The 15,684-nt window shown below is 60.9% G+C and carries 17 protein-coding genes; 4 read left to right on the forward strand and 13 right to left on the reverse strand.

The genetic code is table 11. From position 1 onward, the window contains the following. The first annotated feature begins 119 nt into the window (after positions 1–119). A complete protein-coding gene (argH, locus tag AC3WLT_RS23480) occupies positions 120–1,526 on the forward strand; it encodes an argininosuccinate lyase (protein WP_492594076.1) in 1,407 nt (468 codons plus the stop codon). A 262-nt stretch (positions 1,527–1,788) separates the two neighbouring features. Here the strand turns inward: argH and AC3WLT_RS23485 are convergent, their stop codons facing one another. After that, complete coding sequence (locus tag AC3WLT_RS23485) at positions 1,789–2,094, reverse strand: NIPSNAP family protein (RefSeq protein ID WP_492594077.1); 306 nt, start codon at positions 2,092–2,094, stop codon at positions 1,789–1,791. Positions 2,095–2,288: 194 nt separating this feature from the next. On the opposite strand from AC3WLT_RS23485, the gene AC3WLT_RS23490 reads away from it, so the two are divergent. The 3 genes from AC3WLT_RS23490 to AC3WLT_RS23500 all read left to right on the forward strand — a co-directional run bounded on the left by AC3WLT_RS23490 (position 2,289) and on the right by AC3WLT_RS23500 (position 4,949). Next, positions 2,289–2,831 carry an energy transducer TonB family protein gene (locus tag AC3WLT_RS23490; RefSeq protein ID WP_492594078.1) on the forward strand — a complete coding sequence of 181 codons (543 nt, stop codon included), beginning with the start codon at positions 2,289–2,291 and terminating at the stop codon, positions 2,829–2,831. Between the two features lie 528 nt (positions 2,832–3,359). Then, entirely contained in the window at positions 3,360–4,667 is a 1,308-nt protein-coding gene (locus AC3WLT_RS23495; protein ID WP_492594079.1) for an MFS transporter, read from the forward strand. A 102-nt stretch (positions 4,668–4,769) separates the two neighbouring features. Beyond that, entirely contained in the window at positions 4,770–4,949 is a 180-nt protein-coding gene (locus AC3WLT_RS23500; protein ID WP_492594080.1) for a hypothetical protein, read from the forward strand. A gap of 139 nt (positions 4,950–5,088) precedes the next feature. Here the strand turns inward: AC3WLT_RS23500 and AC3WLT_RS23505 are convergent, their stop codons facing one another. The 12 genes from AC3WLT_RS23505 to AC3WLT_RS23560 all read right to left on the reverse strand — a co-directional run. Further along, entirely contained in the window at positions 5,089–5,223 is a 135-nt protein-coding gene (locus AC3WLT_RS23505; protein ID WP_492594081.1) for a hypothetical protein, read from the reverse strand. A 526-nt stretch (positions 5,224–5,749) separates the two neighbouring features. Then, positions 5,750–6,754, reverse strand: a complete 1,005-nt coding sequence (gene waaC / locus AC3WLT_RS23510) for a lipopolysaccharide heptosyltransferase I (RefSeq protein ID WP_492594082.1) — start codon at positions 6,752–6,754, stop codon at positions 5,750–5,752. A 55-nt stretch (positions 6,755–6,809) separates the two neighbouring features. Next, a complete protein-coding gene (locus AC3WLT_RS23515; protein ID WP_492594083.1) occupies positions 6,810–7,127 on the reverse strand; it encodes a hypothetical protein in 318 nt (105 codons plus the stop codon). A 273-nt stretch (positions 7,128–7,400) separates the two neighbouring features. Continuing rightward, a complete protein-coding gene (minE, locus tag AC3WLT_RS23520; protein WP_012432104.1) occupies positions 7,401–7,655 on the reverse strand; it encodes a cell division topological specificity factor MinE in 255 nt (84 codons plus the stop codon). 14 nt (positions 7,656–7,669) lie between these two features. Further along, the gene (minD, locus tag AC3WLT_RS23525) at positions 7,670–8,485 is read right to left on the reverse strand and encodes a septum site-determining protein MinD (RefSeq protein WP_492594084.1); all 816 of its coding nucleotides are present in this window, start codon (positions 8,483–8,485) and stop codon (positions 7,670–7,672) included. A 104-nt stretch (positions 8,486–8,589) separates the two neighbouring features. After that, a complete protein-coding gene (gene minC, locus AC3WLT_RS23530) occupies positions 8,590–9,465 on the reverse strand; it encodes a septum site-determining protein MinC (protein WP_492594085.1) in 876 nt (291 codons plus the stop codon). A gap of 169 nt (positions 9,466–9,634) precedes the next feature. Further along, the gene (locus AC3WLT_RS23535) at positions 9,635–10,168 is read right to left on the reverse strand and encodes a GNAT family N-acetyltransferase (RefSeq protein WP_492594086.1); all 534 of its coding nucleotides are present in this window, start codon (positions 10,166–10,168) and stop codon (positions 9,635–9,637) included. Positions 10,169–10,353: 185 nt separating this feature from the next. After that, positions 10,354–11,139, reverse strand: a complete 786-nt coding sequence (gene map / locus AC3WLT_RS23540) for a type I methionyl aminopeptidase (protein ID WP_492594087.1) — start codon at positions 11,137–11,139, stop codon at positions 10,354–10,356. 378 nt (positions 11,140–11,517) lie between these two features. Then, positions 11,518–12,675 carry a transporter substrate-binding and LysM peptidoglycan-binding domain-containing protein gene (locus AC3WLT_RS23545; protein ID WP_492594088.1) on the reverse strand — a complete coding sequence of 386 codons (1,158 nt, stop codon included), beginning with the start codon at positions 12,673–12,675 and terminating at the stop codon, positions 11,518–11,520. A gap of 37 nt (positions 12,676–12,712) precedes the next feature. After that, a complete protein-coding gene (locus AC3WLT_RS23550) occupies positions 12,713–13,471 on the reverse strand; it encodes a hypothetical protein (RefSeq protein ID WP_492594089.1) in 759 nt (252 codons plus the stop codon). A 974-nt stretch (positions 13,472–14,445) separates the two neighbouring features. Then, positions 14,446–15,084 (reverse strand): hypothetical protein, encoded by a 639-nt coding sequence (locus AC3WLT_RS23555; protein ID WP_492594090.1) that lies wholly within the window; start codon positions 15,082–15,084, stop codon positions 14,446–14,448. 339 nt (positions 15,085–15,423) lie between these two features. Further along, the coding region (locus AC3WLT_RS23560; protein WP_492594091.1) for a hypothetical protein at positions 15,424–15,684 on the reverse strand (261 nt) is incomplete at its 5' end.

Here is a 15,684-nt window from a genome sequence, read left to right on the forward strand (position 1 = left end):
CCGACGCCATTTGGCACCCCCGCCCCGGTGTTAAAATCCCTTTCTTCGCTTCGGCGGCGCCCGCATACCTTACGTACGCAAACGCCGTCAGCCTCCTCACCGCTCAACTGCCAAACACCATGACGTCCCAACTGCACAAAAAAGGCGAAGCCTGGTCGGCTCGCTTCTCGGAGCCGATGTCGGAACTCGTCAAACGCTATACGTCGTCGGTTTTCTTCGACAAGCGTCTGGCGCTCGTCGATATCGAAGGGTCGCTTGCGCACGCCTCGATGCTGGCCGCGCAGAAGATCATCGCCGCCGACGACAATGCCGCGATCCAACGCGGCATGGCGCAGATCAAGGGTGAAATCGAGCGTGGCGAGTTCGAGTGGCAACTCGATCTGGAAGACGTCCACCTGAACATCGAGGCACGCCTGACCGCGCTGATCGGCGACGCCGGCAAGCGCCTGCATACCGGCCGCTCGCGTAACGACCAGGTCGCGACGGATATCCGTCTGTGGCTGCGCGGCGAAATCGACCGGATCGGCGGCCTGCTGAAGGATCTGCGCACGGCCCTGCTCGACATGGCCGAGCAGAACGCGTCGACCATCATGCCCGGCTTCACACACCTGCAAGTCGCGCAGCCGGTCACGTTCGGCCATCACCTGCTGGCCTATGTCGAAATGTTTTCGCGCGACGCCGAGCGCATGCTCGATTGCCGCAAGCGCGTGAACCGTCTGCCGCTGGGCGCGGCGGCTTTGGCAGGCACCAGCTATCCGATCGACCGTCACGCAGTGGCGAAAACGCTCGGCTTCGACGGCATCTGCGCGAACTCGCTGGATGCGGTGTCCGATCGCGACTTCGCGATCGAATTCACGGCAGCGTCGGCGCTGGTGATGACGCACGTGTCGCGCTTCTCGGAGGAACTGGTGTTGTGGATGAGCCCGCGCGTGGGCTTCATCGATCTGGCCGACCGCTTCTGCACCGGTTCGTCGATCATGCCGCAGAAGAAGAACCCGGACGTGCCGGAACTGGCGCGCGGCAAGACCGGCCGCGTGAACGGCCATCTGATGGCGCTGTTGACGTTGATGAAAGGCCAGCCGCTCGCGTACAACAAGGACAACCAGGAAGACAAGGAGCCGCTGTTCGACACCGTCGATACGGTTGCCGATACGCTGCGGATTTTTGCCGAGATGGTGGCCGGCATCGAGGTGAAGCCGCAAGCCATGCGCGACGCCGCGTTGCAAGGCTTCTCCACGGCAACCGATCTCGCCGACTATCTGGTCAAGCGCGGCCTGCCGTTCCGCGATGCGCACGAAGCGGTTGCGCTGGCGGTGCGGGTGTGCGTCGATCGCGGCTGCGATCTGGCCGACCTGACGCTCGAGGAAATGCGCAGCGAGTTGCCGAACGTCGCGCATCTGATCGGCGAAGATGTGTTCTCGTATCTGACGCTCGAAGGGTCGGTGGCAAGTCGCAATCATGCGGGCGGCACGGCGCCCGAACAGGTTCTTGCCGCCGTCAAGGCTGCACGGAATGCGTTGAAGTAACGCGACGCGTCAAACAATGCAGTCCGGCGCGTTCTTACGCACGGACGACATGGCAAAAGGCGAACCCACCGGCGGGTTCGCCTTTTTTGTTTTTCAGGCCAGGAAAGCGGCGGGCGGCGGACGGCGCACAAAAGAAAGCCCGCACAAAGCGGGCTAAATGAAAGACTTCCACCGATGCCTCTCGAAAGAGGCCATCAGAGTGTAGGCTTGTTTCGGCCGCAGAGGATTCCGGCCTTATTTCAGGCCATTACAGAGCGCGCGATCAACTGAAAACCGGCCTGAAGAAACTCCTCTCATAACTGACGATGCAGCGCGTCTGTTCCGCATACGCGAACGCGGCCTGACAGTCGGGATCGCCCATCGACTCGATGCGATACGCCTCGTAAGCCGCCAGCGATTCGAACGAGAACATCGCGAGCGCTACATTGCTCACGCCTTCGGACGGCAAAAAATAGCCGTGATGGCGGCCGCCGAATTTTTCGACCAACGGAATCCACAGCTTGCCGTAGTGCTCGAATTCTTTCAGTTTGTACGGGTCGATGATGTAGCGCAGATAGCAGGTAATCATGGCGTTGGTTTCTGTTCCGGATTGGGCGTTACGCGATGGTAAGTCAATTCGCGGGTAAGCAGCGCCGACGTCACGCTCAGCGGGCTTGCGAACGCACTACCTTCGTTGCATCGCATCGCAGGGCGAACGCCAATTGCATCCTTGCGCTTTTTGACTACCATCCAGTTAGATCTGGTTTCAATGCTTCTACGACGATGCTCAGCCGCGCGCGCCACCTTCGCCGCTTTACTGAACGCTTTGCTTCACGCGTCTGCGCATGCCCATCGCACGTGCGCAGCGCCGCGTTGGCAACAACTGCGATGCTGGCGCTCGCCGTGACCGGCTGCACCATCACGCTGCCGCAACGGCCGGTCGTCCAGACGCCGGTGGCCGCCATCAACAGCCTGACGCTCGATCAGTACCGCAGCGCCGTCGCCCAACGCATCATCGAGCGCAATCCATCCTATGTGCTGCGCGGCACGCCGCAAGCGATGCTGCGCTCGCTGGTGGTGGTCTCGTTCACGGTCGACAGCAACGGTCAGCTGGTCCAATCGGCGGTGTATCGCACCAACGGCGACAACGAAGCCGAGAGCACCGCGCTTGCAACGTTGCGCCGTGCCGCGCCGCTGCCGCAGCCACCCGGCAAATTGCTGAACAGCCGTGGCCAGCTCGAACTGTTCGAAGACTGGCTCTTCAACGACGACGGCAAATTCCAGTTGCGCACGTTCGCGTCACCGCAAGCGCAAGCCATCGACTGAATACGGCTGACGGCAAGCCAGGCGATACGCCATGCGCCGCCTTGCTGCGCTGCGGCCGCGCTCGCTATAATTTTCCGATTCCTCCCGCCGGAGCCTTCCGGCATGGCTGTCGCCGCCCGCTCACCCTCCGGCGCGGCGAGCGCCCGATTGCAGCGCCGCCGCGTCATCCGCGCGCGCTGCCTGCTCGATGCACTGGCTACGCTTACCGACAACTGACCCGGTTGGCGCCTGCCCGACGATGAGCGCCTGGCGCTGAACCGGCCGCCCAGCCCCTGGCGCGCCAGCTGCTCGACGCCTGCAACGCACCTGGTTATTCCCTGGTATCGGCGCTTTCGCGTACGTCCGCCGCCGGCTGCCGTTGTAAGCTGTCGCGCATCGTTGCGCATCGTCGCCTTCATCGCGCGTGGCCTTGACAGGCCAGCGAGACGCGCCGAGGCGCACGACCCTGAACAAAGATGCCGCCTGAACCCACGCCGTCCGCCAACGCGGCCCGGCGCCCGGCGGCGTCACGACACAAGGAGACCCTGCATGTCCACTTCGCCGATTTCCGCGGCCCAGCCCAATGCAAGCGGGCAAAACAGCACCGCGCGGATTATCTTCGCGAGCTTCATCGGCACCGCGATCGAGTTCTACGATTTCTACGTCTATGCGACCGCCGCGGCGCTCGTCATCGGACCGGTGTTTTTCCCGCACGGCTCGGCGACCGCTCAAGCGTTGTCGGCCTTCGTCACGTTCGGCATCGCGTTCATCGCGCGGCCGATCGGCTCGTTCCTGTTCGGTCATTTCGGCGACCGGATCGGCCGTAAATCGACACTGGTCGCTTCACTGCTGGTGATGGGCTTGTCCACCACGCTGATCGGTCTGGTACCGGGCTACGACTCGATCGGCAGCCTCGCGCCGATCCTGTTATGCATTTTGCGTTTCGGTCAAGGCATCGGCCTCGGCGGCGAATGGGGCGGCGCCGCGCTGCTCGCCACCGAGAACGCGCCGGCGGGCAAGCGCGGCTGGTTCGGCATGTTCCCGCAACTCGGGCCGTCGATCGGTTTTCTGGCCTCCAACGGTCTGTTCTTCGGCCTCGCGCTGTCGCTCTCCGACGAGCAATTCCGCAGTTGGGGCTGGCGCGTGCCGTTCCTCGTCAGCGCGGTGCTGGTCGTGCTCGGCCTGTATGTGCGTCTGAAGATCGCGGAAACGCCGGCCTTCCAGGCGGCCATCGAACGCAAGGAACGCGTGAAGGTGCCGATCGCGACGCTGCTCTCGCAACACTGGCGGCCGACGCTGCTCGGCGCACTGGCGATGGTGGTTTGCTACACGCTGTTCTACAACGCCACGACGTTCTCGCTGTCGTACGGCGTGTCGGTGCTGCACATTCCGCGGCCGACCTTCCTCGGCATGCTGTGCATCGCGGTGGTGTTCATGGCGCTCGCCACACCGCTGTCGGCATGGGCCAGCGACCGCTATGGACGCAAGCCGGTGCTGATCGCCGGCATCCTCGCGGCGATCCTGTCCGGCTTCGCGATGGCGCCGCTGCTCGGCAGCGGTCAGACGCCGCTGGTGCTGCTGTTCCTCGTGATCGAACTGTTCCTGATGGGCGTGACCTTCGCGCCGATGGGCGCGTTGCTGCCGGAACTGTTCCCGACCAACGTGCGCTACACCGGTGCAGGCGTGTCGTATAACCTCGGCGGGATTCTCGGCGCGTCAGTGGCGCCGTATATCGCGCAAGTACTGGCCGCGCACGGCGGACTGAGCTGGGTAGGCGCGTATGTATCGATCGCCGCGGCCGTCAGCATGATCGGCGTGCTGTGCATGCGCGAGACGCGCGATACGCGCCTGATGTAACGAGGGGGCACGCCGCGTCCTGAGTCACTTCCCGGTCTTGCGTGCCTTTTTGACTTGCCTATACTCGGGTCGAATAACCCTTTGGCAAGCAGGGAGGCCCGGATGAACATCCATCTCCACAACGCAGACGTCGTCGTGATCATTGCGCTGGCGTTGCTGTGTTCGCTGCTGCTGACGTTGCGCTTTCGCCCGGCGAGCTGGAAAGGCATCGTGGTGGAAGCGCTGGCCGCGAACGCGGCGGCGATCACCGCCGTGGTCGCTTTCGAAATGCTGCTAGCGTAAGTAGCGTAAGCGTTGCGGGCCGCCTCGCGAGGCGCCCCGCACCACGGTTGCGACTGCCAGAGCCCATGCGGGCCCGTGGCGGTCGCATGCTTCAGCGCTGTACATGCACTGCGAGCCGTTAGCGGTTAGCCGCTAGCCGCTAGTAGTAGTAGCCACCGTGATGGTAGTAGCCGCCACCGCCGTAGTAGTAACCCGGCGCCGGGGCGACGATGCAGCCGCCGAGCGCCGTAGCCAGCAGCGAGCCTGCAATCAAAGTCAGGATCAAGCGTTTCACGTTGTTCTCCCTTTGTGTCAGAGTCATTCGAGCCAACCCCGAATGACTCGATTGAACACGACGCCGCCTCGTGCGAGCGTTGCGATTTGTAAGGGAAGGTCACCAACGTGTTACACGATTGCGCCCTGTAACCGCCAGGTTGCCGAGCGTGGCCGCGACCGGCTCACATCGGAAGAGAACACCGCCTATACTGCGTTGAACATCCCGACCCGGCGCAGGCCCGGCCGGCGGCGGGTGCGCGGATAAAGCTGCTGATGATGCGCATGAATTAGCCGCGCTCGCGTACTACGCCGCGAGCCACGGTGAACGGAAAACAGCGCGCGTGGCCAATCAGGTGTTCAACGAAAAGCGACAGATTTAACAGGCGTGTAATGCGCAATGCCGCTCATTGATTCCTCTCCGCCCGCCGTTCCCCGACGCGGGCGATTTTCGGAGGCGTTCCGTGGCAGCGCCGGTCTGATCGGGCGAGTGCGCGTCGCGCCTCTTTTCTTTTGATCAAAGGTTTGCGCGAAAGCGCGAGAAGCGTTCAGGCCGCAGCCGAGCCGCGCTCTGTTTCGATGGCGTTCGGATCGGTGCACACGTAGTCGATTGCGTCGAGCGCTGCGTAGATCGACGGCACCGAACGGCCGTCGCCGATGGAAATCGAACGGAACGGCGCTTCAACGCCGCAATGCGACGGCGACGTCGCGACGAAGATCATCACGGTGCGCTTCTGCAACGCATGCGAGAGGTGGACGAAGCCGGTATCGGTGCCGATCACCAGCGCGCATGCATCGATCATCTGCGCGATTTCGGTCACGCTCATCTTCGGCAGGACGGTTGCGTCCGGCACCTGCGAGGCAATCTTCTGCGCCTCGGCTCGCTCGCCCTCCGAGCCCCACGGCAACACCACCTGGAAACCGCGCTCGGCCAACTCGCGGCCGACCGTTACCCAATGGGGAATCGGCCACTTCTTGTCGTCTTTGGACGTGGCGTGAAACAGCGCGGCGACCGGCGCGCTGTCCGCCGCGAACGGCGCCGCGGCCGGATCGGGCAGACGCAGATTGTAGACGGCCGGCCCTTCGACCTCATAGCCGAGCGCTTGACCTGCGCTGATACGCATGCCGTGCCACGCATTGCACTGCGGACGCGGACCGAAGCGGCCGGTATAGGCAAACGCGGCGCCGCGCTCGCCGAGATCCTGGGACTGATACCCGATACGCTGCGACGAGCGCGCCAGAAAGGCGATGATCGCGCTCTTATAGACACCGTGAATGTCGACGATGAAGTCGTAGCGGTAGACGCGCAATTCGGCGATCGACGCGGCGATCGCTTTGAAATCGGCCCACCGGCGTGCTTTCTTGAAGCGGCGCAGCGGCGCGCACAGCACGCGATCCACACCCTGGCTCCATTGCACCACTTCGGCGAATGCTTCGTCAGCCGCCCAGTCCACTTGAACGCCGGGATAAGCGCGTTTGATGTCGGCGACAACCGGCAGCGCCTGCACGATATCGCCGAGTGACGTGACCTTGACGATAAGGACTCGCTTCATTGAGGACCTGTTAGTTGTTCAAACGTCAAACTATTTTAGCCGACGATTAGGGTAATCAACGCTGAAGACCGCAGCATGCGATGCGGTTCTTAATACGACGCGTTACATATACGCACCACGCCTTACAAATACCGCTTTGAATATATTTCAAAATTCCTTCAAACAATTTGGCCAATCCAGTGGTGGCAATATTCACCCTTTCGAGACGCCCGAGCCTGCCGCGGCCGCAACGGTCGATGGCGACACTCCCGCTGAAGACAGCCCCGGCGCCGCCCATCAGTAGACGGCAACCGCCGGCGCGCACAGATACACCGGCCGCGCCGGCGACGGTCAATACGGCCCGAGCGAGCAGCAAGCGAAAGGTCCTGCTCATGTTTTCCCTCTGCGGATAGACACCGGATGTGGCGTTATCCGTTTAATGCGCGAGGGGACGAACAGGCTGACTGCAGCGCGTATAGCGGGCGGCTCTGAAGCGCAACGGATTATTTCGACGGCGGCATGGCGGCGCGAGTAGCTGCGCAAGCAGCGGCCCGCGAGGGATGCGCTTACGAGCCCCACTCCATCACGTCCGATCGACGAAACAAAGCGAGGCGCGCAGCACGTCATGTGGAGCAAACCGAAGCAGAGCGACGCAAGCCGTGAACAATCAGGCCTGCGGTATTTCGATCTTGACCTCGAGCACTTCGAGGTCGTCCTGGCGTTCGAGACTCACGCGAATATCGTCGTGGGAAATCTTCACGTACTTCGAAATCACGGCTACCAGTTCGCGTTGCAACGCAGGCAGGTAATCGGCGGGCGCATGGCCGCCGGCGCGCTCGTGCGCGATGATCAACTGCAGGCGTTCCTTCGCTACCGACGCGGATTTCTTCTTCTCGCCCAGCAAAAACGAAAGAATCGACATTACGTGCGCTCCCCTTACTTGGTGCCGAAGAGGCGCTGCAGGAGGCCTGGCTTCTGGTAATCGGTAAAGCGAAGCGATTTCTGCTCGCCGAGGAAACGCGACACGACATCCTTATAGGCTTCGGCGACGTCCGTGCCGTCCATGTGCACAGCGGGCAAGCCCTGGTTCGACGCATGCAGCACCGCTTCCGATTCGGGAATCACGCCGATCAGGTCGATGCGCAGAATTTCCTGGATGTCGGTGAGCGACAGCATTTCGCCTTCGCTGACGCGCTTCGGGTTGTAGCGGGTGATCAGCAGATGTTCCTTGATCGGCTCCTTGCTTTCGATCGCGCGCTTGGTCTTCGACGACAGGATGCCGAGGATACGGTCCGAGTCGCGCACCGACGACACTTCCGGGTTCGTCACGATCAGTGCTTCGTCGGCGAAATGCATGGCCAGCAGCGCGCCCGATTCGATACCCGCCGGCGAATCGCAGACGATGTATTCGAAGTCCATCGCGATCAGATCGTCGATGACCTTCTCGACGCCTTCCATGGTCAGCGCGTCTTTGTCACGCGTTTGCGAGGCCGGCAGGATGAACAGGTTCTCGCACTTCTTGTCCTTGATGAGCGCCTGGTTCAGATTGGCTTCGCCCTGGATCACGTTGATCAGGTCGTACACCACACGGCGCTCGCAGCCCATGATGAGGTCAAGGTTACGCAGGCCGACGTCGAAGTCGATCACGGCGGTTTTGCTGCCCCGCAGCGCGAGGGCCGACGCAAAACTCGCGCTCGTGGTCGTCTTGCCCACGCCACCCTTGCCCGAAGTCACCACAATGATTTTTGCCATTACCCTACCCTTGTGTTCGTCAAATTCGTCAATTATGTGCGGTCATATTTAGCGTGCAACGGTGCGTGCCGAAACCGTTCTGGGCAGCGCGCGCTTCATGCCAATCAGGTGAGCCGCAACGGTTCGATCATCAGTTTTTCTTCTTCGAGCCAGATCTGCACCGGCTTGCCGAGCACGTCGGCAGGCAGCGGGTTCTCGGTCGTTCGATAAATGCCCGCGATCGAGATCAGTTCCGGCTCGAGACACGTGCAGAAAATGCGCGCGTCGTGATTGCCCTGCACGCCGGCCAACGCCCGGCCGCGCAGCGGCGCGTAAATATGGATGTTGCCTTCCGCGATGACTTCGGCGCCGTAGCTCACCAGACCGAGCACGACCAGATCGCCCTTTGCGTAGATGCGCTGACCGGAACGCAACGGCTTGTCGACCACCATCGTTTGCGATGAGGTGGCAAGGCGTACGGGCTCGGCTGCGCGTGCCGGTTCGACCGCGGCGGCCGTGGCCGGCGTGCCGGCTGCGTGCGTGCCGGCTTCAGGCGTCCCGGCTGCGGGCGTGCCGGCGCCTTCGAAGAGATCGGCCGGTGGTGTAGCCGTCGCGGCGGTAGCAACCGGCGCGGGTGCGACCGCGGTCACGGTCTCTTCGTCGGCGGATTTTGCGGCAGCGCCGCGGTGATCGCGCGCTTCGAGCAATGGCAACGCCGATTCGGCCGCCCATGCTTGCTGCGCGTTGGCGACCACGCCGACCGGGTGCATACGCACGCTCTCGAGCAACTGCGCGATCTCGGCGAGCGGCACGCGTTCGTTCTCGGCGAGGCGCCGCACGTCGAGCGCGACGACGTCGTTAGCGAAAAATTCCGGGGTCGCCTCGAAGCGCCGCGTCAGTTCGGCACGCATGGCTTCGAGGTCGGTTGTCTTGACCACGAACAGGAGCGTGTCGACAGAGCCGCTGCGGAGTTCGAAAAAGGGTGATTTCTTGGGCGACATAGCGTTCGGCAAAAAATTTTGCGTATTTTACAGGCGTCCACGCGGGCGGCGAGCTTTTTTGCCGATAGAACGCGCCGCCACAGCAGCGCTTGAACCGCGCGATGGGCCACGACGCTGTACAGACGCGGATGGGACTTGAGCGGCAGGCTGCTGCGCGCCGCTCGCGGGATCACTGCTCAAACACCTGAGACGTGGTCGGCACGTGGCGCACCAGCAGGCTTTCCGCCTGCTCGGGCGCGCGCGCGACGCGGCGATGCTCGCCGGTCGGGCCGAAGCCGAGCGCCTCGTAGAAGCGCATCGCATTGCGGTTGGCATCGGCGACCCACGCGTAGATTTCCATCGCGCCTTCGCTCGCGAGCCAGGCGCTGGCCGTGTCGACCAGCAGCTCGCCGCCCCGCAGATGGCGCACGGCCGGCGCCACCCATAACTCGCAGACGAACGCGCGGCGCGCCGCGGTGTCGTCGAAATATGCTTCGATCAGTCCGGCGGGATGACCCTCGGTATAGAGGATGAAGCTGGTGGCGGCAAGGGAAACAGCGTGTGAGGCGGCGGTGGCGTCGAAACTGGCGGCATCTGCCGACAAAGCGTCCTCGAGCGTTTCGCCGAAGGCATAGGGCGCCTCCCGCAGCGACGCAGTACGGAGTTCGCGAAAAACGGCGCCCTGATCAGCGGCAATACGGCGAACAGTCAATGACGGATTCATGCAGACGAAAACCCCTTGAAATCCTAACGCGTAGCTTTAACCGAACCGGCGCGCGAGTCAAATCCTTATTTGCAGGACGGGACGGCGGCGCGGGGCCACGGCACAGGAACCGCGCCCAATCCGCGCAGCATTTCGCACGCCCGCCGCCGGCCCTGCCGGTTCGGCGTAGCGCCTGGGCGGCGTGCTCAGGGCGCCTCGTAGTCGCCGGTGCCGTCCGGCCACGGCGTGAGCAGCTCGTAGCCGTCTTCGGTCACGGCGACCATATGCTCCCATTGGGCCGACAGCGAACGGTCCTTGGTGACCACGGTCCAGCCGTCGCGCTGCACCGTGGTGCCGGCGCGGCCCGCGTTGATCATCGGTTCGATCGTGAAGACCATGCCGGGCTTCAGGCGCACGCCCTGCCCAGGCTGGCCGTAGTGCAGCACTTGCGGGTCTTCGTGGTAGACCTTGCCGATGCCGTGTCCGCAGTAGTCGCGCACGATCGAGAAGCCGTCGCGCTGCGCGGTCTTCTGGATCGCGTAGCCGATGTCGCCGAGCGTCGCGCCCGGCTTCACCTCGCGGATGCCGGCCAGCATCGCTTCATAGGTCGTGTCGATCAGCTGACGCGCCACCGTGCTCGGCTGGCCGACGCAGTACATGCGGCTGGTGTCGCCGAAGTAGCCGTCCTTGATGATCGCGACGTCGATATTGATGATGTCGCCGTCCTTCAGGATCTCGCTGCGATTGGGTATGCCGTGGCACACCACCTGATTGACCGAGGTACAGACCGTCTTCGGAAAGCCCAGATAACCGACGTTCGCCGGAATCGATTTTTGCGTGTTGACGATGTAGTCGTTGCACAGCGCGTCGAGCTCGTCGGTGGAGACACCGGCCTTGACGTGCTCGCCGATCATCGCGAGCACGTCCGCGGCGAGGCGGCCGGAGATGCGCAGCTTGGCGATGTCGTCGGGAGTCTTGTAGGTAATGGCCATGAATTCGGTCGATGGGATCGGGGTGGGTCGATGTTTAAAACGCGCGTTGCAGGCATTGCGGCGGTGCGATTCGCGCTCAGGCGTGCAGAACCGGCCTTGCCGCCATGCCGCTCGGGCAGGCACCGAGAACGGGCTCACATCGGTTTTCGATCGGGCAATTGTACAGAGGATCGGCGCGCGCCCCGGCAAATCCGGTAGATACGCGCCGGACGATCCTCAACGAGGCGCGTGCCGGTACGGATCCTGGCTCCATCCAGCGATACCGGACGCTGAGCTAGACGACGCTAATGCGTGACGGGCACGACCGCCGTGCAGCGCGGTCGTGCCCGTCACGCCTACCTCACGCGGAGTGGTTGTCCCCGCAGAAAAACAAACCGCTCAGCGCACCGGAATGATCAGATGCTGCCCGATCAGGATGAGGTTAGGGTTCGGCAGGTTATTGCGCTTCTGCACTTCCACATATCGCGTGCCGCTTCCCAACAGACTCGCGGCGATCGCGTTCAGTGTGTCACCCGAGCGGACCACGTACGTCTTCTCGCCGCTCGTCGCGGCGGTGGTGAGCACCTGGTTGCTGATGAAGTATTTACGCAGCAGGTCGAGGTATGCGGGGGATTGCTTGACCTTCGCGATCGCCGAGTTCAGGTAGATCAGGAGCGCGCTGTCTTCCTTGCGCACGCCGATTTTGTACAACAGGTTGGAGCCGTCCAGCTTCGTGACAGCAAACGTCAGGTCGGTGTCCTTGATCTCCGACACGCCGAACGGATAGTCGTAGACGATCGCGTCGACCTGATGTCCGTCCAGGAAGTACGCCATCCAGGACCGCTGCCCCTCGATGCTCGCATCCGACAGTTCGACGATTTTGCTATCCGGGAACGCTTTCTGGGCAAACGCTTTCACATCCGGATCGCCTTGCAGAATACCGACCGTTTTGCCCGACAGATCCGCCGCTGAGCGAACCGGAGAACCCTTTGCGACGATCAACGAATAGCCGAAGTCTTCGACATACGGAATCGAATAGACGACGCCGCCTGGGGTGTTGTCTGGAAAGGTCAGACCGTCCATCGCAACGTCGACTACAGCGTTGCCCTGCTTGTCGGTTTTGGTCAGTTGCTCAGGGACCGCCGGATACGTGTCCACGCCGTGATGCGTGTCGACCGTGACAGTCGGATGGTCGCTGGAGGTGAACTCTTTCTGCGCGAACAGCAGATTGGCGAAGTCGACATTGAAGCCTTGCGGCTTGCCGTTGTCTTCCGAGTAAAACGGCCGCGACGGATTTTCGACGCTGACACGCACGATGCCGTTGCTCAAGATGGACTTCAGCGCGTCCTTATTGGGCACAAAGCCATCCGGATTGCTCGGGGCAGGCGTTTTTGCCTCATCGGATCTATTCGAGCCGGTGTCCACTCCGTTCACCGCCACAGTGTCTTTGTCAGCGCTCTGCCCAGCGTTAAAGGTATTTTTGAGGCCGCCTTCGTGGATGTACCAACCGGCAGCCAGCAAGACCAGAAAAAGAACCGAACCCAGAATTTTCTTCATTTTTGATCGAGTTGAGTTATCGAAGGGCCGCGCTTGATTATTTGGATGCCGTGGGGGAGCCGAGTTGCTGGGGAGGTGGATTAACTGTGCCCATCTCTGTCGCGGCTTTGGCCTGCTGCACTTCGGCGCTTTCCATCAACGAGGTTTCCATTTCGGAAAATGCCTTGTTGACGGAGTTCATCACCGAGTCGAGCGCGGCGTCCGTTTTGATTTGAGCGAAGGTGTCGCTCGACTGCATGCCGGCGATCTTGTTCATGCGTTGCGCTGACTGCGACATGTCCCACAGTGCTTTGGCGCGATCGATAGCGTCGGAGAATCTCTTGAGCTCGTCCTGCACCTGCTTATAGCGCCCTTCCCGAAACGCGAGCAGCTTTTTCATCGTCGCGAGTTGGTTCTCGAAACGCGCGACGTCGTCGGGATATTGTTTTTTGAACTGCGCGGTTTTGTCCTCGAAGTTTTTCACCTCCGTGCGGAAGTCCGTGATGCTCTTCTTGAACCGCTCGGCGCCTTCCTGCTTTTCGGCCAGCTCGTTGTACAGCGTCTCGATCGGGTTCGACTTCGCTTCGTTCACGAACATCTTGACCTTCTGGTTCGCGAACTTCATGGCAAGAACGGGACCGAAGTTGATCGCCGCAAGCCCGATCACCGCGGCCAGAATCAGGCCGACGAGCCCTTTGACCAGCATGATCGCAAGTGGCGCACCGATGGCGATGCACAGCCCGATAATCGCCCACTTGATGATTTTGAATTTCGTGGTGTTCGTGGTCGAGTCAACGACCGAATTGCCGACTGACATTTGAATCCCCTTTCGCACCTTGTTTTACAAAACCGGTTTTGCAAACTGCTTGGGAACATCGTTGTGGCTGTGCGTTTTTGCGCCTGCATTTCGGGCTTGACGCGGAAACGCTGTATGACTTTACAGGCACAAAGACGACTGGGGAAGCATAGGTTGGTTTTTCGAACAGCGAGTCGAATAGCGTCGGGATCGGCTTGCGGGCGTATCGAATTCAACCCGGCGAGTTTCCTGTCAAAATTATGTCAAATACTTTCCAAAATGCTTTCGACGCCTATCTTTTATGCAAAAGCGTTGGCCTGCCCATTAATCGCGGAACGCTTTCAGTTATATGAAATCGTTAGACCGGTAACCATGGCAGCTCCGACGATCCAGAACCATGCCCGTGGAATATGCACAGTGGATTTTCTGCTCCGCCGGCTTTGTGCATGGGTTCACAAACTTCGATTGTTCAGCTGATTTCCAATAGGTAAATCGCGCTAGACGGCTAATCGCGTCTAGCGAAAAAAGAGGCTGCAATGGGAGCGCAGGACGTTACCGAGGCAATAGCCGGCGGACTTGTCCGGCAGAGCCGCCTATTGAAACTGCTCGGAGCAATTCGTTTTTCGTTCCGCCGGCATCGCGCCGTCACCTCGGAGGCAAGGCCGCGGTTGAACAAAGCAGCGAGAACGAAGACGCAAAGTAGCTGCAGTTTCCCGAGGATCATCCGAAGGTTGCGGCCGGTGCCGCACAGCACCGCGTGCATCGCAATCGCCGAGCGCGTCTTTTCTCTCTCATCGACGCGCCCAGCTGATCTGCGGTATCACTTGCCGAGCTGCGCCGCAGTCCCCCGGACCATGCCTATAAGAATCAGATAACACGACAAGTAGTCTGACGCCGGGGGGTAACGCCACTGCCATTTGCAAAGTTATCAGCCAAACATGTACCGCCCCGACAAACGATAGATGAGCTAGCGGGAATTGTTCCACTGTTTGTGGCTACTCAAATTCAGCACAGAATTCCACGTAGGCGTTGACCAAGTCGGGCTGCGTCTGATGCGCAACATTCGAAGACACGAATCGTTCCATGCAATAAGAGTACGAAACGCCGAGCAGATCTTCGATCTCCCTTCGATCGCCCGCGACAAATGAGACATTGTCCCCGTCTGTATAGATCATGAAACGCTCGCTATCCGGCCAAAGAAAATTGGTGCCCCAGTATGGCAAATTGTTGGGCGTTGTCTCGAACAATCGATTTGGATCCTCGACCGAAAGATCCAACTTCCGGGTAGCCACAGTCATAGCTGAAAAATCAGGCGCATATTCCCATTCAGCCTTTTCGAGGGCAGCAACGTGCAAGAACTTACTTCCGCTCTGCAAACAGAACGAGCGAACTCTGGCCAACAATTCAATCCGCTTGCCGTCTTCCATTTGCAGCGACCGAAGGTCCCCCTCCCACAACGGGACGACAACCCATTGGCGCGCGCGCAAAAACGCTCGTGAGTAAAAGGCAAGGAATCGATCATCTTCGTCAATCTCACCCAGTCTTCCGTTCGACATGCCGTAGATACAGACGCTGAACGCGATAAATCGCAGCGCAGCCATGTAGTCGGCAAATACGTTTTTAGTCTGATTCATAGGTTAAAACCTGATCTTCATCTGGCTGTTGGGCCCACTCGGCCGACTAATCTGAATGCTAGGCGAGCTTGTCGACTTGCTCACCGGATAGAGAGTAGCCGTCGATCCGTCCGTCAAAGTTACCACTTGCGCCCCATTAAGATACGTCTTGGCGCTGCCCGGAACGGCAGGTAGCGAGTCGAAAGCCTGTTGCGCCGAACTCATCCCGCCGCTCCCAGTCATGTTGAGGTACTCAGAACTCTTTCCGGTAGTGTTCGTCATGCCGCTGGTGATATTGCCGATCGCACTATCGACTTGACTGGCTGCACTGCTGTTTGTGGCAAGTCATCGCGCCGCACTTCACGCTATCTCCCAGTAGAAATCCGTCAGTAGGCTTTCCATGGTGAATGGTAAGCGACCAACGGTACGTCGCTGCTCGAGCCATAGAAACACCTCGCGGGGACTATGCGTTTCCGAGAACGCCCTAAACTCTTGACCAACAGAAGCGTCGAAGGCATCGAGTTCGCGTTGGAATTCGGAATAGTGCCTCTTTTGAATTTTGAGTGGGTAGGTTTGGCGGGTCAAGGACGGGCGTAAGCCCGGCGTAGCGAATCCTTGAGG

The sequence above is a fragment of the Paraburkholderia sp. FW306-2-2C-D06C genome (genome assembly GCF_058781505.1).